Source organism: Shewanella sp. BC20, from assembly GCF_003129585.1.
Classification (GTDB): Bacteria; Pseudomonadota; Gammaproteobacteria; order Enterobacterales; family Shewanellaceae; genus Shewanella; species Shewanella seohaensis.
Map to the genome: position 1 here is coordinate 15,601 of NZ_NHRI01000001.1, position 19,507 is coordinate 35,107.

Genomic DNA, 19,507 nt, shown 5'->3' on the forward strand with positions numbered 1-19,507 from the left:
GTGGCTTTATTTTTCGGCTTCACGCTCGCGCATCTGGGCGTCCATCAGGCAAATATAATCCTCTAATTCCTGCCCCGGCGTCGGTTCAAAATGGCGGTTAAGCCTTAACAATCCGGTGATACGATCGACCCGAAAGTTGCGAAAATCTTGGCGTAATTCGCACCAGGTCAGCAAGGTCCAAGTGCCGCGCCAAAAATAGATGGCGAGCGGCCGCACTTCGCGCTCGGTCAGCGCTTTATTCACATCTTGATAAAAGAGTTTGACGTACTCCCGGCGCTGTGCCGCATTACGCAGCGGATCCAGAAACTGAAACTCGTTGGAATCTAAATAAAAATCCGGCGAAAACATCAAGGATTGATAGGCTTGCAAACGCTTAGGTAGCACGGCTTCCACTTTTATCATCGCCTGACGCGCCGCACTGCCAAGCTCTTTGCCGCCCCAGGTTTGCACCATACGCATGCCAACTTGAATCGCCTCTAATTCGGCCTCGTTAAACATCAGTGGCGGCACATTCACTTCGTGACGCAATAGATAACCCACGCCCGCCTCCCCTTCAATGGGAATGCCGCTCAAACATAAATCCTGCACATCGCGGTACACTGTGCGGGTCGAGACTTCTAAACGATCCGCCAGCTCTTGGGCGGTCGTTAATCGTCGATGTTTAAGAATTTGCACTATTTGGAATAGGCGGTCGGCACGGCGCATGGACAGTAATCACACCTCAAATTGGCTTGTTGTGAAAGTTAAGGGATCTTACCCGCTAAAGTGGGCCAACCCAAGCGATACTGTATTGGCAAAGCGTTATGGATTCGGCCTACGCGATCCCGATATAAATCTCGACCTTATCGGCGCTTCGATAGACCTCAAAGTCCGTTTGATAATCACGCTGGTGTGGACAATCAGGGGCACTAAAGTAGCGCCAAATCTGTCCCCAAAGGTCAACCACGCAGTGGGGCATCTCCCCTTGCGCACTGAACTTAAGGTAGTTTCCCTCACGCAGCTGCAACGCCGTAAAAGGGCCGGTCTCGCTGACAGATTCAACACTTTTCCCCACTAAAACCGAATAGTCTCCCGTCATGTCGGATTCATAGTCGTAGTAGACCCCATACATGGGAGAGTCGAGCATCGCCGTGAGTTGTGATGATTCAAAGAATGTCTGCCAAAGCGCTGCAATCTTGCCGCCCTCAACCGCCATTTCGGCGCTATTATTGGTGCGCGTACTCAGCCCAAGCATAGGTTGAGCTGTCATAAAAACCTGTTCCATTATCCTTTCACCTTCATCACTGAAATTTGCTGTTGCTTATTCTAGAACCATCGCAAGACATTCTTACTCGTCGCGCTCTATCCGCAGAACTGACTTTATCCACTTGAGTTGAAGATCGGTGTAAGAAGTCAGTACAAAGAGCCGTGCCAAGGCACGACTCTTTAGGATATTCATTACTGATTTTGCGACCAGAGACCGACCTTATTGCCTTCGCTATCCACGAACAGGGCGATATAACCACAACCGCCGTCCTTGATTGGCGTCACAGGCAATAGCATAGTCACATTAGCGGCCACGAGTTTATCCACTAAAGGTTGCAATTGCGCGCTGAAATGCAGGTATACAGTGCTACCGTCCATCGACGGTTTGCTCATGCTACATTTAACCAGACCAATGCTGGCGGCGCCTTCTTCCTCTGTTACGAGCGTCGCGTATTGCATGTCTTCCATATCGTCACGCTTAAATTCAACGCCGAAATGTTGTTGATAAAAAGCGATGGCACGATCCATATCACTGACAGGAATTTCACCCCAGACTAACGGTGCAATTGATAACATTTTCACTTTCTCCTTGTTGAAAAATGCCGATGATTCATCATGTTATAAATGTGATTCACCAGCGGACGACAACAAGAATAAAACAAGGCTACTGACAACATCATGTCAGTAGCCTTTGAGTGAAGCTGATTTTATTGAGTGCACTAAAAGCGCTTATTTAGGTAGGCTCGCCTGATGAGCTGAAATAAACGCCTCCATCGCCTGAGTTGCCCGTGCTTGGGCGCTGGCTAAGGTGTCTTGCGCCGTCATAGGTTCGACCACCTCGTAGTAACACTTGATTTTAGGCTCAGTGCCTGACGGCCTGACTATCACCCGCGCGCCATTGGCTAAGCGATAGGTTAATACATCACTGGCGGGCAGATTGATTTTCTCAACCTTACCATCGGCAAAACGGCGCTCTAATGCCTTGAGATCATCGGTCGACACTACGGCATGTTCACCAATTGCCAGCGGTGGATGTTCACGCAGATAGGCGCCGATATTAGGCGTGTCGGGTTTTAAGGCAATGCTAACTTGAGCATTGAGATGGAAACCCTGCTCGCGGTAAATCTGCTCGAGCCTATCCCAAATGCTTTGCCCTTTGGCGGCAAGCTCGGCGGTTAATTGGGCAAAGGCGACTAAGGCCGACAGGCCGTCCTTATCCCACACCATGCTACCAACGGTGTAACCCAGCGCCTCTTCGTAGGCAAACAGGAATTGGTTATCAGGCTGAGTCTGCGCAATCCCCACATTCATCAGCCATTTAAAACCGGTGAGCGTGGTATAACTTTCAACCCCAAAGCCTTTGGCGATTTTAGATAACAGACTGGAGGACACAATAGTCGTGCCCACAAGACGTTGGTCTTTAGCTGCATGGCTTAACAGATAATGGCCAAAGAGCACGCCCACTTGGTCGCCCGTTAGCATTTGATACTCGCCATCATCCTTACGTACTGCAACCGCGAATCTGTCGGCATCGGGGTCATTGGCACAAGCTAGCATAGCACCATGCTTTTTCGCTTCGGCGATGACTAAGTCCATCGCGCCCTTTTCTTCCGGATTCGGGAAATTAACCGTTGGGAAATCCCCATCGGGTTCGCGCTGCGCCGCCACCGAATACACTTGGGTAAAACCTGCGTCTTGGAGCACGGTTTCCGCCATTTCAGCACCCACACCGTGCATAGCGGTATAGGCAAGACTGACTTTTTCGGGCGCGATGTTATTTTGCAGCACATTGGCGTGCATCACGCCGCGGCGATAGGTTTCGTAATAATCGTCCTGCAACCAGATAAGCTTGCCCTGTTTGGTCGCCTCCACCTGATCCATAAACGGAATAGCTTGAGTTGCCGCCAGCTCAATTTGAGCGGCGATACCTGAGTCATGGGGCGGGATAATCTGCGCGCCGTTTTCCCAATACACTTTGTAGCCATTGTATTGTGGCGGGTTATGGCTGGCGGTCACCACAATACCGGCGGCGGCATTAAAATGCTTAACGCCAAAGGCCACCAGCGGCGTTGGTGCCACTTTGGCGGTGAGGCGCACTTTAATGCCCATCGCGGTGAGCACACTGGCGGTATCATGGGCGAAAGTGCGTGAATCGTGGCGGCCATCGTAACCAATCACGACTCCGCGCTCGGCAGCATCTTTAATTTGTTCGAGTAAATAGGCACCAAGCCCAGCAGACGTTTGGCGGATCACTAGGCGATTCATGCCCATAGGACCTGCGCCCACCACACCGCGTAATCCGGCGGTTCCAAATTCTAAACGTCCCGCAAAACGTGCCTCGAGTTCAGTGTCATTTCCGGCGTCGATTAAGGCTTGCAGTTGTGCCTGAGTGCGGGGATCTGGGTCATTTTCGAGCCAATGCTTAACCTGTAATTGCAAATGGGTATTCATAGGGGGCCTCAGTGAAAATCATTTTCAATCACCTTAGGAAAATCCATGCCGAAGAACAAGCGAATTTGCACTTTTCGCGGCGGATTTAAGTGTAAAGAGGGAGAGTGTAACGAACTTAGTAGACGGGAAGTCACGCAAAGATGCGATTTATTAACCCTGTTAATCCTTATGCAACAGGGGCTGTCGAGCTTGCGCAGCAGCGCGCTGTGGTGCGTCGAAAGCACTCACCACCTCAAGCAAAATTGCACTGATAAATGCCACGAATTGCCGTCTTAACGCAGTAAATTAATCGACACTACGTTAGAGAACAGCTCCTTTTCAGAGTCCTGCTCCAATTGATTGCGCCAAGGTTTATCGAAAACCCGCACAAGATAATAAGTATCGCGCCCCGTGTCTGTTACAAAGGCGATGCCAAAACGCATCAACTCGTAGTGAATATCATGGACAAACACCAATGAAAAATTTTGGCGTCCGGTCAGCTGATTGATATCTTCTCGAGTTAAACTTACACCCTTTTCGACACCCTCGAAGCGTTTCTTTAGCCAATGAGCAAATTCCTTCGCACTCACCATAGACATGATCTTTCTCCTCGTACGATCCTCGGCATTAACGGCCTGGCTCGCTGTCATTTGTTCGATTATTTGTAATGATGGCGTGGCGTAATGGTCAACATCTCAGAATGAGCCAAACTGTCGCCCCATTCCGGCAGATAATGAGCTAAGCCACAAAGTTGATGGTGCTAATAATTTATTGTTATTAGTACAAAATTGATGAAAACAGACTCTTTATATTTGGCTCAGTGCGCTGTTAGGCGAACGATTACTCAGGTAGAAAGAAAGCCCGAGCCAAACGTCTGTCTATACGAAAAATAGAACAGTTTGCGCACTTTTACCAAACCTAAAAACCGCAAATAGAAATTATTTCATCGGCCGATAACCTGGGCAATTCACAACCCATCTTTGGGATGAACGAATAAAAACTGGCGCACTTTGGCGCCAGTTCTAGGTAGATATGGATAGGGAAAAATCCTCACAACAATCTTTAAATACAACTTCTTACATTTACACCCTAACGGGAAGGCAGCGTGCCATCAAACACTCGCACTTTAATGTTCTTCTTCAGATTGTCCTGATCCTGTTGCCATTCCTGCCACTGGGTGAGGCTTATGCTCAGTTGTAAGGAAAAATCTGTGGAGATCCATTGTGTCTGTCCCTGCGCATATTGCGGCAGTGGCACAATATTTTGAGGACCATTGAAGGATTCAGAGCATTGGAAGGACTTAAAGTACACTTGGTCGATAGCCAGATCGAGCTTACTCGGCGTCGTCATACATTGACCGCTTCCAGGCTCTTGGTAGGAAGCAAATTGGTACATAATCGCTGGGGTATTGTTGCTGCTATCGGGTACAGAAGCCGTTTGATGGCAAGATAGGCAGCTACTTAACGCATTATCCGCTGGGCCGTTTAACCTGCCATTACAACCTAGATGTCCTGCATTGGTTTTCTCATTTAAACGCCCAACCACCTCTTGAAACACCGCGCTATCTTTAAGGCCTGAAACCGGATTTTGTGGAAAAGCAGCAGCACCTTCGTTTACAGGAGGGGTATCATTCCCCCACATGAGTCCAAGGGGGGAGATACGGTTCCACGGATTTTTCTCTTTTGCTTTAAATTGGCCATCGGCCACAAAGGTGCCATAGGCCCAGCCTACTGGCGAGCGGCTGTCACGTACTGCTATATCAAACTGTAGCAAGTAAACATCGGCGACCGAACGTGGACATTGCTCTGTTTCTTGCTGGAAGCTACAGGCACTACCATCGGCATTTTTACACTCACAAAAATCACTCGAACTGATATTGGCTTGCCATACAGGCACATTTTCTAGGAAGGGATAATTATTGGGCGTCGCCGTGGTAAACAGCAATTTGCCAATCACACTGCCTTCATTAAAGGCAAAGTTAGCTTGGGGCATCACAGGCGCAGCAGCCCCCGTCCACACCTTAGCCAAGCTGCCAGCAGCCTGAGGGTTATAAAAGCCAACGGCCCACATGGTGGTTTTAATATCGCCTTGATCTTTCACCGCCATAGTGACGGGTGCTTCACGGGTTAATCCATGGATAAATTCGCGTCCACTCATGGGATCGTAGGTTTGATAAGGAATATGGTACCAAGTACGTACCTTGTTGTTACACAGATCCCAGTCGGTATTGACGTCACCACTGTCGATATTGCCCGCTTGGATATACTGCATAACGGCCCAAAGATAATTCCACGCTTGGGTATTCTTATCCTTTTCTGAGAGATTTTTATCGAAGGGATTGAACTTGAGCCATGGCATTTCCTGATCGGCTTTGGCTGCTGAGTAGGCATCACTTAACTGAAAAATTGGCCCCTTCCAGCCAGGATAGGCCTGATTGATGATCACTTGATTATCCCACATGCCCGTTTTGGTAAAAGCAGGGTCTTGAAAGTAACTCGGGTAAGTCCCTGTACACGTGGAGCTTGAAGCGGCTAGTGTTTGGCTGGTTTGAGTTCCAGCGGCGTGGGCATTGGCTCCCAGCAAAGCGCCAATCAATAAACTCGCAAGAGGTAGTTTCATAGCTTCATCCTTGAAAGTATTAGTCATCTTTAGTGTTTGCACCGCACCATAGCAATGCCAATTAAGCATAGACTAATTTTTCATGTCACGATTTTACCTTCCACAGAGACTAAAAAGGCCATTTAGCATGGGCTAAATGGCCTTGAGACATACCAAAGTAATTAGGCTTACTTCTGCTCGCGCGTCTTCCACAGGGAGAATAGTACCCCAGCCAGTAAGAGGCCGAAGGTGACGCCAAGGGATAAGGCCGTTGGGATTTTAAAGTCCACAATGCCTTCGTGATTAAAGTACACCAGTCCGACTTTTACACCGATAAACACCAATACCACCGATAGCGCATACTTAAGGTACTCGAAACGATGCACCATGGCCGCGAGGGCGAAATACAATGCCCGCAGACCTAAAATAGCAAAGATATTAGAGGTATAGACAATAAATGGATCTTGGGTAATCGCAAAAATCGCCGGGATACTGTCCACCGCAAACACCAGATCTGCGGTTTCGACTAAGATCAACGCCAAGAACAGAGGCGTTGCCCACCAGCCTTTGCTGAGTTGATGCTCCTCTCCCCTTACCCAAAACTTCTCTTGATGAAGGCTTGGCGTAAAACGCATTTTGGAGCGTAACCATTTGTAAAACTTATTATCTTGGATATCTCCATGCTCATCATCGGAAAAGAGCATCTTAATACCGGTGAAAATCAAGAACAGGCCGAATAACACCAACACGCCTTGGTATTGCGCTACCAGCGCCGCGCCTAGGCCAATCATAATGGCACGTAGCACGATAACGCCCATGATCCCCCAGAATAACACTCGGTGTTGATACAAACGGGGAATGCCTAAGCTACTGAAAATAAGCGCGATAACGAAGACGTTATCCATAGATAAGGACTTTTCGATAAGGTAACCCGTGAGGTATTCCATCCCCGCGGTCGAGCCCTTGTACCACCATAACCAGGCGCCGAACAACAGACCCATACAGATATAAAAGGCCGATAATTTAAGGCTCTCTGCCACGGTAATTTCGTGTTGCTCTTTGTGTAGCACACCTAAGTCGAAGGCTAACAATGCCAGCACAAAGCCAAAAAACATTAACCAAACCCATATTGGGTAACCCACAAATAGCGTGGTTAAAAACTCCATAACACTCCCTAAAACCTAAAAAAATACCGAGTTTTCTCGGCTCCATCGCCACATTCGATCTTAGTACTTGGCGATACCAAAAACAGTGAAACAGGGTAAAAACCTTAAAATGTCAGATTAAAATTTGTTTAAATCCATACTTATCAGCCAAAACAACTCGTCACACTAGACCCTATCACCAGAGCATTTGTCGTACCTTGGTTAGATTTAAGTCTAGCCCTAGCACTCACGGGATCACGGAGTAAAATGATTACGTGAGCTCATCACTCATCACGCCTCAGCACCAATCGACAGTATTTTTCGCTAAGACGATAAAAAGCGAGCTGTTTCAGCGCACTGTGTACCACTTGAGCATTAAGCGAAAATGAAAAAGTTCGCGGGCAAGCATAGCCGTTTCAAATAGCGTAAATGGCGAGCGTGACCGCTCACCACAAAGGATAAAAAGGAGATTCAATGGGAAGTGAAAAAACTACTCACGCCCGAGCAGACGGCGCGCGACTAATACCACAAGATGCAGTAATAACAGGCCACTAAAGGCTAAGCAGAAAAACAGTAAGGCGATGGAGTTGACCTCTCGAGGAGCGTCACTGTACAGATACCACCACAAAGGCCAACCGATAAGCGACAAGAGTGTCAACTGCCACATGCAGCGTTTGCAGCGGCCAATCTTTTGCCGAAAAATCGAAGTATTACAATCGTCGCAGGCCATTAACGCTTTAATCCATTAGGTTACTGAGGTGGCATAGGATATCACCCTGTCAGCCCAGTGCTAAATAAGCACTAGAGCGATGCCTTAAGTCGCTTCATCCCCTCTTCTATCGACACTAAGGCATGATAGCCAAAGTCCCGTTTTGCCGCGCTGATATCGAAATAATGGCTACAGGAAAGCTGTTTAGCGACAAAGCGCGTCATGATCGGCTCTTCTTGCTTATTCAGCAGCCGATACGCCGTTTCTAGCACAGCGCCCACCACATAGGCTAGGGTCTGTGGCACGCGCGCGGTCACAGGCGGCAACCCATCACAGGCTAGGATGAGGTTCAGCATCTTGGCCATAGTCACAGGCTCGTCGTTACTGACAAAATAGGCTTTCCCTTGGCACTTAGGCGAGACTTGGCAAAGCTCCACGGCCGCCAGAATATGGGCATAGGCAGCGTTATCGATATAAATGGTATCGACCAGTTTATCCTCACGCCCCACCAGCTTGAGCTTACCTAAACGACCACGGGCAAGCACCCGAGGCACCAGATGCGGATCATTGGGCCCCCAAATCAAATGCGGCCGCAGAGCGACTGTCTTTAACGCATACGCCGACCCGGTTAACGAGGTTTGATTGGCATCGAGCATCATCTTCTCGGCAATCGCCTTGGAATGGGCATAATAATTTAAAAAGCGGCTGGCGTAGGGCGTCGATTCATCGATACCCGATTCATCCTCGCCCGCAAAGGTCACGCTAGGGGTGCTGGTATAAACTAATTTACTGATTTTAAGCGCTTTACAAGCGGAAATCACATTAGCGGCACCCTTCACATTGGGGCAAAAATAACTGTCTCTGTCGCCCCAAACACCCGCTTTTGAGGCCACATGGAACACGATATCGCAGCCCTGCATCGCCTGTTTGACTTGCTCAGGATTGGCTAAATCCCCCTGTACCATAGTCACACCAAGGGCTTCAAGCTCAGGATAATGGCCACGGGCAAAACCAGTAACTTTCATCCCAGCCGCGACCAAACGTAGGCAAATGGCCTTACCCAAAAATCCGCCCGCGCCGGTCACAAAGGCATGGTTGACCTTAGCCGCCAAGGCATGAAGCGCGGCTTGCTCACGCGGATCAAAGCCTGCTTGAGCGAGGTTATCGCCACGGCCAGTTTGTGTCGCATCGGCTTGAAGAACAGCAGGATTGTCAGTCATATCGCATTCCGTGACAGTGAGTGTCATCTTAGTATTCAATTCAGTGATTAAGTGCAACAAGGCACAACTCGCGGCAAACGTGCCACGAACAAACGGTCGAAAGTTCGACCCTATTTAAGTTAAAAATGAGCTAAATTGAAATCAGCCTTTGGTTTGCGATTGCGCCCAAATGGCTAATTTTTCTCTAAATATTTTGGCATTGTGGCGCACATCCACAGGGAAATCGGGATGAATGAGAAAACGCCGAATTCCCTGAGTTTGGCTATATTGTTCGGCAATCGCCATCAACTCTTGATACAGCTGCACGCTCTTATTGCACACCAAGGATTGGTCAAGCTCGATGCAGATGAGTGGTTCAATCTCACTCACGCCACCTTGCCCCTTCACTTTAATCCCCACTAATGCCGAACGTTTCACATTCGGATGGGTATTAAAAATACGCTCACTCGGAATGGAATAGTAACGTTTAATACACTGCCCGCCTTGGGTGGCATCCACTCTATGGGCTTTGCGGCCACACATCCACAACCGGCCACTGTCGTCCAGATAGCCAAGATCGCCCATGCGATGCCTGAAGGTTTGCTGCTCGCGGTCCCAGATTTTAGCCGCCGTCGTTGCCTTTTCGCGGCGATAATAGGACTGGCTCACCATAGGGCCTGTTACCACTATTTCGCCAATTTCCCCCGCGTTAAGACGCAGGCCATTATCCCACTCAGGAATATCAGCTTCAGTGATGGCGATAATCTCGATACTCACGCCATCGATGGCGCGGCCGACACAAATCCCACCGCCATTGTCCGTGGTTTGAGTCGTGGTAAATAGCTCGTCACTGGCGATCATGCTGATGGGTAAGGATTCGGTGGCTCCGTAGGAATTGAGTACAGGCACGCCGTCACTGAGCATTTTGCTAAAACGGGCTATCGAGGCAATGGTCGCGGGCGCCCCAGCGGAAATCACGCGTTTCACACTGCTGAGTTTGTGTTGGCGCTTCGACTCGGTTTGCTCACCAGCGCGGCCTAAACGCTCCAGCAAGGCTGGATTAACAAAGATATTGCTGCATTGGTATTTCTCAATGGCGGCAAATAAAAATTCAGGATTGGCCGTAATCGGTTTGCTGGCATCCATCTCAGGTACAATCGATGCCATACCGAGCGCCGGACCAAAGAGAGAGAATAGCGGGAATGTCGCCAAATCACGCTCACCATGTGCAATGCCATAATCCTGCTTCAGCGCCTGAATTTGCGCCTCAAACATGCCGTGGCTATAGACAACACCTTTTGGCGTCCCCGTGCTGCCACTGGTAAACAGAATCGCCGCCATCTCGTCATGCCTAAGCAGCGCCATAGGATACTCAGCCTGTTCCGGCAACTTAGCTGTAGACGACTTAGCTGTTGATAAGAGTATCGACGCTAAACTTGGCGCGCCCGTGAGTAAGCGCGATAGCGTGCCAGCAAGCCCGCTGGGATTGCCATCCACATTGATAAGATGCTGCACGCTGCCCTTACCCCAGCCTAATAAGCGTCTGGCGACATGGGCTTTAGGAATACCGATAAAGGCATCGGGCGCGGCTTCAATAAAACATTGCTTAAGGTTTTTAATCCCCATGCCCGGGTCAACCAGCACGGGAATAATCCCCGCCTTGAACAAGGCGAAAGTTAACGCAAAAAAATCCAGACTCGGGGTGACCATCAGCACCGCCTTCATCCCCCGCGCCAGTCCATGGGCATTGAGCGCGAAGGCGATGGCATCGCTTTGTTTATCGAGGCTAATAAAGTCGAGTTCTTGGTAAGTCAGGTTGGCAAGGGATTTACCCTTGCCCTGTTGCACCGCAACCGCGAGATGATGGGGTATGTGATGGGCGGCCTGCTTTAAATGCCGACAAATATTGGCATCGCTTGCTTGCTCGACGCTAGATGTCCCATGGCCGAGCTGCGCATCCTCCACCCTAACCATTAATGTGCGGCCTGTGGCGCTTGAGTCTCTACCTCAGGCTCGGTGACCAGCACCGTTTCAACGTGCTGCACTTCAGGCTCTTGCGTTTGCGCCTCAGCCATAAAGTGTTTGATATGGGTAATCACCTCATCGCTCGCATCTTCGAGGATATAGTGACCACAATCGGCAAATTCATGCACCTGTGCATGGGGCATATGTTCGCGCCATTTGGCTAAAAAGTGCTTATCGAACACAAAGTCCTGTAAACCCCAGCAAATCAGTGTCGGCACCTTGGCAAACTTTGGCAGACTAGCGGCGATATCCGACACCAGTTGATAGTTTCTGTCACCCGGTTTTAACGGAATATCCTGCACAAAGCGCAGGGTCGAAATGCGATTTGCCCATGAGTTAAACGGCGCGACATAGGCCTCGCGGATGTACTTGGACATCGGCTGACGCTTTACCCCGACATAGGAGGCAATCGATGAAAAGGCATTAAAACCACGCACTAACACAGTGCCAAGCAGCGTATTGCGGCAGATCCACAGCGCCAGCGGTAAAGGCTTAGTCTCGGGTAAATGGAAGGCGCCAGTATTTAAAATCACCAGACGTTTAATTCGCTCAGGGTAACGCGCCGCGTAGCCCATGCCAATCATGCCGCCCCAGTCGTGGACGACTAAGGTAATGTTTTCGTTTACCTTTAGGCTATCGAGCAGCGCCTCTAAATCGTCAATGCGATTCTTTAAGGTGTAATCGTAACCGCTGTCATCCGGCTTATCCGACAGACCACAACCAATATGATCGGGCACGATACACTGGTGAGTATCCTTAAGGGCACTCACGAGATTACGGTAATAAAAACTCCAACTTGGATTACCGTGCACCATGACGACAGGCTCACCTTGGCCTTCATTGATGTAATGCAGCTTGTTGCCATTACGGCTAAGAAAATGACGTTTAAACGGCAACAGAGTGTCTAACATGACGCTTCCTATCTTTTGTTCTAATTGTTTTTGTATTGGTAGCCTGTGCAGGTAAATTCGCCTTTACCTCTGCTCATCGCTAATGCCCATCGCTAAACCAATAAGCATAAAAATGCCCTAGCAAACCTTGCTCTCAAGCGTTGGCTAAGGCAGATAACAATCTTGGAAAACTACCACTTAATTCCCAGCATCATGCAGTTCAAACCACTGCCGATACCTAAAAAGCTCACCTGATCCCCTGGGCGTAAAAAGCCTTGATCGTGTGCCATGGCCGCAGTTACGGGTAAAGAAACTGTGCCCATATTGCCAAGTAGTTGATATGTTGGGAATTCTTTTTCAGGCGGAATATTTAACGCACTCAAGACCTGTTTACGGTTTGAAGCGCCTACCTGATGACAGATCACTTTATCGACCTGTTCAACCAACCAATTCCGCTGCGCGAGGAAATGCTCCCACGTATGCTTAGCCAGCTCGACCCCTTCTTTGAGCAAGGTCACCGCATCGGTACGCATAAACTCACGGTAAATATTGTGCCCTACTTCCTGCAAGCCCCACTGACACAGTTGATGGTGCTGCGGCGCAGATAAATGGGAGGCACCAAGCAGCTGATGCTTACGCACGTTCGTCAGTGGCAAACTGCCATCGGTCAGGATCACCGCCACCGCGCCAGAGCCGCCAGTTAAGGTCGCCAGCGACTGCGCAAAATTCTGCATGGTCGGATCGGCCAGCATATTATCAATGGTCACATCGACAATATCCCGCGCCGATTCGCAGGACACCACCATGCCCGCCTTAATTTGGCCAAGCTCGATACGGTTAGCAATGTCTAAAATGCCCGATAACACCCCAAGACAGGCATTGCTGATATCGTAAATCGCCGTGTCCTTCGACACACCTAATGCCGCCGCAATCCGGCAAGCGGTGGCGGGTTCGTGTTGGTCACGGCAAACGCCGGTATACACCACAGCGCCCAGTTCGGCGACTTCTATTCCCGTTTCTGCAATCGCCTTGTGCGCCGCTTTAATCGCTCCATCGGATAGTTGATGCCCTTTAGGCCACCAACGGCGTTCGGTAATGCCCGTCAACGCCGCAAGTTGCCCCATAGGAATGCGAAATTTTTGATATAGAGGCGCGAGGCGAGATTCTAGCTCGCTACTGGAAACCACCACAGGTGCCAGTTCATAGGCAAGGCTATTAATAAATACGCGGGAATATTTCATGAAACTGTTTTATTCGCTCACTAAGATCACTGATCTTTTAGGTCAGTTTTTAGTTGTTATTTGTCATTAAGGCGACATTTGAACAAGAAAAGCCCGATGATTCAATAAAAAACCATCTTTCGTCTTAGACTTGTCTCACAGAGCTTATAAGCCCTTGTGCAGATCATGCCGCCTATCCGTTAATTCAAAATGAACTAATAAAGAAATACTTCATAAAAAACAGGCAAGTATGGCCTCATCATTCAAATTATTTTTCAATCGCTCGATTTTTGCGCCAAAATCAGCGCATTTCGCGGCGTCACGCTGGTTGCACAAAATTCCCTCAGGGTTACCCGATAGCCACTTTCCTGCAAAAAACAGCAGCGATCGAGAATTAACCACAGCTCCAGCGCTCGGCGGAATAAATGCGCAGCCAAATCGATGCGCTGGGTTAACCTTTGTCGCTGTTTGCCTATCTCAAGCCAAGCGTCGAAATCACAATCTGCGGCTAAGGTAACCGTCTTTTGCGCCGCCGCCCAATGGCAAAACTCGGCAAACTCGCCGCTCAGCTGGCTTTGCTTTATTGCGGGCAAAGGTAAATAAGCATCTATGCCACGGCAACTTCGTTGCAGCGCATCAAACCCCAGCCGCCAAGCAATTTCCTGATGCCGCTGCGCCTGTTGTTTCGGATTGGCGATCACGCTCTGTTGTAAAGGCAATTGCAAGTCATGGCGACTTAAACGCAGCGCGCTGTGTTTAGCGAGTGTCGATAAGCCTTGATATTGATTAGCTTGAATTAAATGGTAGCAACAAGGTGAAATCGCCAGTGCCTGTGTGCCTGCCGCTGCGGCCAATTGCAATAAACGCACATGCAAATCGCCACAGGCATGCAGCGCCACCGCCTGTTGCTGAGCGCAAAAAGGATTGGTTTGATGAGCGGAATTGTCGCTAGTTTTATCGTTGATAGCGAAAGCATCGGCGCAGATAAAGCGCTGTGATAACTGCCATTTATCGGCAAAGGCTTGGCCCTCTTCACAGAGCATCGCCTGCCACTCGAGGCTTAACACATCCACACCACGTGCCTTGGCAATCAAACGGCCCAAGTGCCCTTTGCCCGCACACCACTCAAGCACGGGCAATCCCGCATCGGGCAAATGTTGCACAAAGGCAGTGATCTGCTCCCACTTACGGCCTTTTATATGGGCGCTAAAGTGAGCCATCTCGGTAAGATCAATACGAGGTGAAGTAGCAGTTTCAATATCGTCAGAACTGATGTCAGAGCCTATATCTGAATCAATATCTGAGCCCTGCGAAAGTTCGGCATAGGAGGATAGGAGTAAAGAGAGATCCCAGTCTAAGCCTAACGCGGCAAGATCCTGCTTGAGTGCGGGAGATAAGGCATCGACTAACGCCGATTGCTCGGCATCCAAAGTATCGAGCACGGCATCATCAAGCGCCCAAAGGGTGGTTGCAAGCCTTTGGAATTGTGCAGCCCAAGGCAGTGCTTTTGCCTCAAAGGCGCGCACTTGCCACAGGGCGCGGCTCTGCTCAAGTAGCTTATCCAACTGGATAAAGTATGCCTTGAGCCTATCCTGACTGTCGGATATCTCCCCTGCCTGCTTATGATTATCGAGCTTAATTGCCATGCTGAATTTGCTTTACTCTGATGTGTTCCATTTGACTATTTTATTGGGCTTAGCCGTCAGTTTGAAAACAGTGCCGTCATTAAGCCTTTACGAATATCAAGGTGCATTTCACTTAATATCGCTGCCCAAATGGCGGCTAAAGCTGCTAGTATCGCCACAATTTTTGTCAGCCTGTTTTACTCGCTGGCATGCATGGGAGATACGCCTTAACGCAACAACAGTTAACGCAGCGGCCTCCCCCATTGAACCCGATGACGAAAACCAGTTAAGAGGAAAACTATGCTCTCCCCCTGCGTTGCCCGCTGCGGCTTAAATGATGAAGATTATTGCATGGGCTGTTTTCGCCATATCGATGAGATTGTCGCTTGGCGCGATAGTAGCGATGCAGAACATGCCGCGATTATCGCGCAACTTCCCGCCCGCAAAGCCCATTTCGAAGGCGACGAAAATCAACAGGTGCTAAGCCGCGCTAAATGGCTGGAAGCCGAGGCACGACTTGCAAAAAAAGCCTGAAAATTTCAGGCTTTTTACTTTTATCATTACTTTTTCATCATCGCCTTTAAATCGGCAAAGGGATTATAGGTCGCCGCCGCTTGCTTGGTTTCGGTGGTGCTACCGTAGCGGATCAGTTCTTCGAAGCGTGAATGTTCATTATCGTGGCAGTAGAGGCACAATAATTCCCAATTCGAGCCGTCGGATGGGTTGTTATCGTGGTTGTGATCTCTGTGGTGAACCGTCAACTCGCTTAAATTTTTTGAGGTAAATTCACGGGTACAGCGGCCACAGATCCAAGGATACAATTTGAGCGCTTGCTCGCGGTAACCGCCTTCACGTTTCGCACGGTATTCCCGCTCTTGGGCTAAGACTTGATCTAACTTACTCTGGCCTGGATTTGCTGACATGCTTACACCTAACTGATGACCCCTAAAAAAGTGCCCCAAGGATAATCCGAGTTATTCCTTGGGGCAATATTTCTAACACGCAAAGCGTTTAGGCGACATGTCCTTGGTCGGCATTGGACAAGTGCAAATAGTGCAGGTATTTCTCGTATTGGGTGACCACATCCGCCAATAGCTGCTCTTCGGTATAGCCCATCACATCATAGTGCTGGCCGCCCTGCTCTAAGTAAACTTCGGCGCGATAATACCAATTGTTGCCCTGCTCTAACTCTTCACCGACGGGATTGACGATTTCAAAGCAGCGCATCCGCACACCATATACGAAGGGTTGATAGGCTTCGTTGCTGATCACCAATCGCACTTTGCCGTCGAGATACTCAAGATCCGCCGTCAGGCCCTTACTCATAAATTGCTGACACACCTTAGATAACGCCGGTGTCGCGACATTATTGAGGAAGATACGCGCCTCATCTTCGGTAGGATGCGACACTAAGACTTCGATGCGCTCCTCCCAACTGATATTAGTCTTAGCATATTGCACACTGGTGGTATGGAGCTGCACGCTGTTGATCTTAAGCCAATCGTCTTTCAGCGCCTTGTATAGCCCTAAACACATCAGCAGCATCACGCATAAAAATGGCATCGCACTGGCAATAGCAGCGGTTTGCAGTGCCTGTAAACCGCCCGCGATGAGCAGTACCGAGGCCACCACGCCCTGCAGCAATGCCCAAAACACCCGTTGCCAGACAGGCGCATTGTTATCGCCTCCCGAGGTCAGGTTGTCGATTACTAAGGATCCCGAGTCAGATGAGGTCACAAAAAAGGTCACCACTAAACAAATCCCAATGCCCGACAGGAGATGCGGGAAAGGCATATGTTCAAAAAACACAAACAAAGCTACGGGCACATTGGTATTCACCGCTTCGCTTAGGTAGCTCGCGCCTTGATTCATAATGGCGTCGATGGCCGAGTTACCAAATACCGTCATCCACAAAAAGGTCAGCGCCGAAGGCACAAATAAAATGCCGACTAAAAACTCACGTATAGTGCGGCCGCGACTCACCCGCGCAATAAAGGTGCCAACAAAAGGTGACCACGAAATCCACCAGCCCCAGTAGAGTAGCGTCCAACCACCTAGCCAGTCTTCCTTATGCTGATAGGCATACAAATTAAAGGTTTTATTAACGATATCACTGAGATAACTACCGGTATTTTGCACAAAGGCCTGCAGCAACATCACGGTTGGGCCAAGAATTAACACAATCAGCAACAGGATAAGGGCCAAGCCTAAGTTAAGCTCACTTAAGCGCTTCACTCCTTTATCGAGCCCCGAAAATACCGACAGAGTGGCGAGTAAGGTAATGCCAATAATCAGCGACACTTGCACTGTGGTGTTATTCGGCAATTGCTCGAATAAATAGCTTAGGCCCGAGTTAACCTGCAATACCCCAAAGCCTAGGGAAGTCGCGACACCAAACATTGTCCCCAATACCGCAAAGGTATCGACGCAGTGGCCAATCGGGCCATGGATACGCTCACCAATTAAGGGATAGAGTGCGCTGCGGGGTAACAAGGGCAACTTATGCCGATAGGCAAAATAGGCCAAACTCAGGGCAACCACCCCGTAAATCGCCCACGCATGTATGCCCCAGTGGAAGAAAGTGATCTTCATGGCTTCTTTAGCGGCGGCCAAGGTCTCAGGCGTTGCATCGGGCGGCGCTAAGTAATGCATCACGGGTTCGGCGACGCCGAAGAACATCAATCCAATCCCCATCCCCGCCGAAAACAGCATAGCAATCCAGCTCTTATAGCTATAATCGGGCACAGCATGGTCGGGGCCGAGCTTAATGTCGCCAAAGCGACTGACCATGACAAAGATGATAAAAATCAGAAAAATCGCCACACCAAGGATATATAACCAGCCCGCTTTAGCTTCTAGCCACGACTGCATGGATTTGAAAAAGTGATTGGCCTCGGTCGGCCAAATAGCGCAGATCATCACCATTAAGGTGATAAAAAAGACCGACGAATAAAAAACCGGTGGATTTATACTCGACTTTATAGACATAAAACTCCCTTGTATCAGGCAATTCCTATTGAAACCCCTTCAATTTTGAAGAGATAGCACAATAATAGATAACTCTTGCCTCAGCAGTATGTGATCAGGATGAAATATGCACAAATAATCCATGACAAGGACTCGCGGACGGCAATGCCTTGTGATGTCATACTCATGTTGAAACGCTTCCTCACCTTAACCTGTTTGCCCGGCGCTTTTACGCAATAGCAAAGTCAGTAACCATTGGCTCGACAAACCACTACGCCGCTGTTGTGCAATGCCCTTTTAGAACCAGCCGTCCTCTCAAAGACAGCGAGCTGCGAGCATAGACACCATGCGACCGAATCGCAGGGTTCAACCTCTATAGCGACATAATGCATGTAAGCGGTTCGATATCCGCGGTATCGAGGATGAGGAATGCAAAGCGCGATTAGCGGCTGACGGTTAACCAGTAGTAAATAACCAGTAACAAATAACGACTCGGCCTTGCTTAAGCCCTACAGAGACGCCTTCGAACAGAGACCACATGCTGTCGAAAACTGACTCAATAGAGACACAGATAATGCTAAACAGTAGCCACTGAATTAGCATAAAAAAATGGCGACCTATTAAGTCGCCATCGGATTGTATCACAAAAATGTATCTATTTGACGCAAAAAACTAACTCAAAAATCAAAGCCAACTTATTCGGCTTTAGTTTTTACCGTTGCCGCGCCCGGCGTTTGCGAAATCCCCGCCGTTAAATTGAAGCGCATCGCCTCTTCAAAAGACCAATCCACTAAAATCAAATCTTCACGTTTAACTAGGCTAGTGACCCCCGCCATTTGGTAACTGAGTTGGAATAACACAGGCACCCAATCCCCTTCGGGTAAAGCATCGAGCAATGGTTGCGGCGGAGTATCCGTCATAATAAAACCCACCACAAAACCGCCATTGGCCTGTTTAACCAACACGGTTTGCTGAGTATTGGGTTTACCCTCACGGTTCATTAAGGAGGCGATATCACGAATACTGCCATAAACAGATTTAAACAGCGGAAAACGCATCAGCTGACGTTCAATCCAGCCATAGAGCCACACAATGGGACTCACCGAAAACAACAGGCCCACCGCAAACACTATGGCCACGACTAAGATAAAGCCCGCGCCGACAAAATGTTGGTTAATCCCTACCAACTCTAAAATAAAAATCCCTAAACCATCTAACGATACAAACAATGACCAAAACAACCACAGGCTTAACGCCATCGGCAGCAGGTTCATCAAACCACGGGCTAAGGTTTTCTTCATTACAATCTCATCAAATCCAATAGGATAAAAAAGGCATAAATTATTTACGCTAAAAAGCGCGTTAAATGCTACCACAGAGTCACTTTTGCACCAGCACTTGATGTAAGGTAAGGCGCAGAGAAAACCAATAACAAACCGCTACGGCATCGAGGG

At 49.0% G+C, this 19,507-nt stretch carries 17 protein-coding genes; 1 reads left to right on the plus strand and 16 read right to left on the minus strand.

Annotated elements, in window-relative coordinates:
* Positions 1-6: 6 nt before the first annotated feature.
* The 13 genes from CBX96_RS00075 to CBX96_RS00135 all read right to left on the minus strand — a co-directional run bounded on the left by CBX96_RS00075 (position 7) and on the right by CBX96_RS00135 (position 15,107).
* On the minus strand, positions 7-705 hold the full coding sequence (locus CBX96_RS00075; RefSeq protein WP_011623290.1) for a YafY family protein: 699 nt from the start codon (positions 703-705) through the stop codon (positions 7-9).
* 109 nt (positions 706-814) lie between these two features.
* Positions 815-1,264 carry a GyrI-like domain-containing protein gene (locus CBX96_RS00080; protein ID WP_109285290.1) on the minus strand — a complete coding sequence of 150 codons (450 nt, stop codon included), beginning with the start codon at positions 1,262-1,264 and terminating at the stop codon, positions 815-817.
* Between the two features lie 173 nt (positions 1,265-1,437).
* On the minus strand, positions 1,438-1,821 hold the full coding sequence (locus CBX96_RS00085; protein WP_109285291.1) for a VOC family protein: 384 nt from the start codon (positions 1,819-1,821) through the stop codon (positions 1,438-1,440).
* Between the two features lie 153 nt (positions 1,822-1,974).
* On the minus strand, positions 1,975-3,696 hold the full coding sequence (locus CBX96_RS00090; RefSeq protein ID WP_109285292.1) for a phospho-sugar mutase: 1,722 nt from the start codon (positions 3,694-3,696) through the stop codon (positions 1,975-1,977).
* 272 nt (positions 3,697-3,968) lie between these two features.
* Positions 3,969-4,274 carry a hypothetical protein gene (locus CBX96_RS00095; protein WP_055646780.1) on the minus strand — a complete coding sequence of 102 codons (306 nt, stop codon included), beginning with the start codon at positions 4,272-4,274 and terminating at the stop codon, positions 3,969-3,971.
* Positions 4,275-4,764: 490 nt separating this feature from the next.
* On the minus strand, positions 4,765-6,294 hold the full coding sequence (locus tag CBX96_RS00100) for a hypothetical protein (protein ID WP_109285293.1): 1,530 nt from the start codon (positions 6,292-6,294) through the stop codon (positions 4,765-4,767).
* Between the two features lie 167 nt (positions 6,295-6,461).
* Entirely contained in the window at positions 6,462-7,439 is a 978-nt protein-coding gene (locus CBX96_RS00105; protein ID WP_011717593.1) for a TerC family protein, read from the minus strand.
* A 469-nt stretch (positions 7,440-7,908) separates the two neighbouring features.
* Positions 7,909-8,148, minus strand: a complete 240-nt coding sequence (locus CBX96_RS00110; protein ID WP_109285294.1) for a DUF3624 domain-containing protein — start codon at positions 8,146-8,148, stop codon at positions 7,909-7,911.
* 71 nt (positions 8,149-8,219) lie between these two features.
* Positions 8,220-9,347: a 2-alkyl-3-oxoalkanoate reductase gene (gene oleD / locus CBX96_RS00115; RefSeq protein WP_109285295.1), complete on the minus strand. Its 1,128-nt coding sequence runs from the start codon at positions 9,345-9,347 to the stop codon at positions 8,220-8,222.
* 141 nt (positions 9,348-9,488) lie between these two features.
* Complete coding sequence (oleC, locus tag CBX96_RS00120) at positions 9,489-11,300, minus strand: olefin beta-lactone synthetase (RefSeq protein WP_109285296.1); 1,812 nt, start codon at positions 11,298-11,300, stop codon at positions 9,489-9,491.
* Positions 11,300-12,262, minus strand: a complete 963-nt coding sequence (locus CBX96_RS00125; RefSeq protein WP_109285297.1) for an alpha/beta fold hydrolase — start codon at positions 12,260-12,262, stop codon at positions 11,300-11,302. The genes oleC and CBX96_RS00125 overlap by 1 nt, the downstream gene beginning before the upstream one ends.
* 170 nt (positions 12,263-12,432) lie before the next feature.
* A complete protein-coding gene (locus CBX96_RS00130) occupies positions 12,433-13,482 on the minus strand; it encodes a 3-oxoacyl-ACP synthase III (protein ID WP_011717598.1) in 1,050 nt (349 codons plus the stop codon).
* Between the two features lie 254 nt (positions 13,483-13,736).
* A complete protein-coding gene (locus CBX96_RS00135; protein ID WP_109285298.1) occupies positions 13,737-15,107 on the minus strand; it encodes a methyltransferase in 1,371 nt (456 codons plus the stop codon).
* Positions 15,108-15,386: 279 nt separating this feature from the next.
* Here CBX96_RS00135 and CBX96_RS00140 point away from each other — a divergent pair, with 279 nt between their 5' ends.
* Positions 15,387-15,620 (plus strand): DUF1289 domain-containing protein, encoded by a 234-nt coding sequence (locus tag CBX96_RS00140; RefSeq protein ID WP_011623302.1) that lies wholly within the window; start codon positions 15,387-15,389, stop codon positions 15,618-15,620.
* A gap of 26 nt (positions 15,621-15,646) precedes the next feature.
* Here CBX96_RS00140 and CBX96_RS00145 read toward each other — a convergent pair whose 3' ends face one another.
* The 3 genes from CBX96_RS00145 to CBX96_RS00155 all read right to left on the minus strand — a co-directional run bounded on the left by CBX96_RS00145 (position 15,647) and on the right by CBX96_RS00155 (position 19,354).
* Positions 15,647-16,009: a YajD family HNH nuclease gene (locus CBX96_RS00145; RefSeq protein ID WP_011717601.1), complete on the minus strand. Its 363-nt coding sequence runs from the start codon at positions 16,007-16,009 to the stop codon at positions 15,647-15,649.
* 88 nt (positions 16,010-16,097) lie between these two features.
* Positions 16,098-18,074 carry a BCCT family transporter gene (locus tag CBX96_RS00150; RefSeq protein ID WP_109285299.1) on the minus strand — a complete coding sequence of 659 codons (1,977 nt, stop codon included), beginning with the start codon at positions 18,072-18,074 and terminating at the stop codon, positions 16,098-16,100.
* Between the two features lie 674 nt (positions 18,075-18,748).
* Complete coding sequence (locus tag CBX96_RS00155; protein ID WP_011717603.1) at positions 18,749-19,354, minus strand: DUF502 domain-containing protein; 606 nt, start codon at positions 19,352-19,354, stop codon at positions 18,749-18,751.
* Positions 19,355-19,507 lie beyond the last annotated feature (153 nt).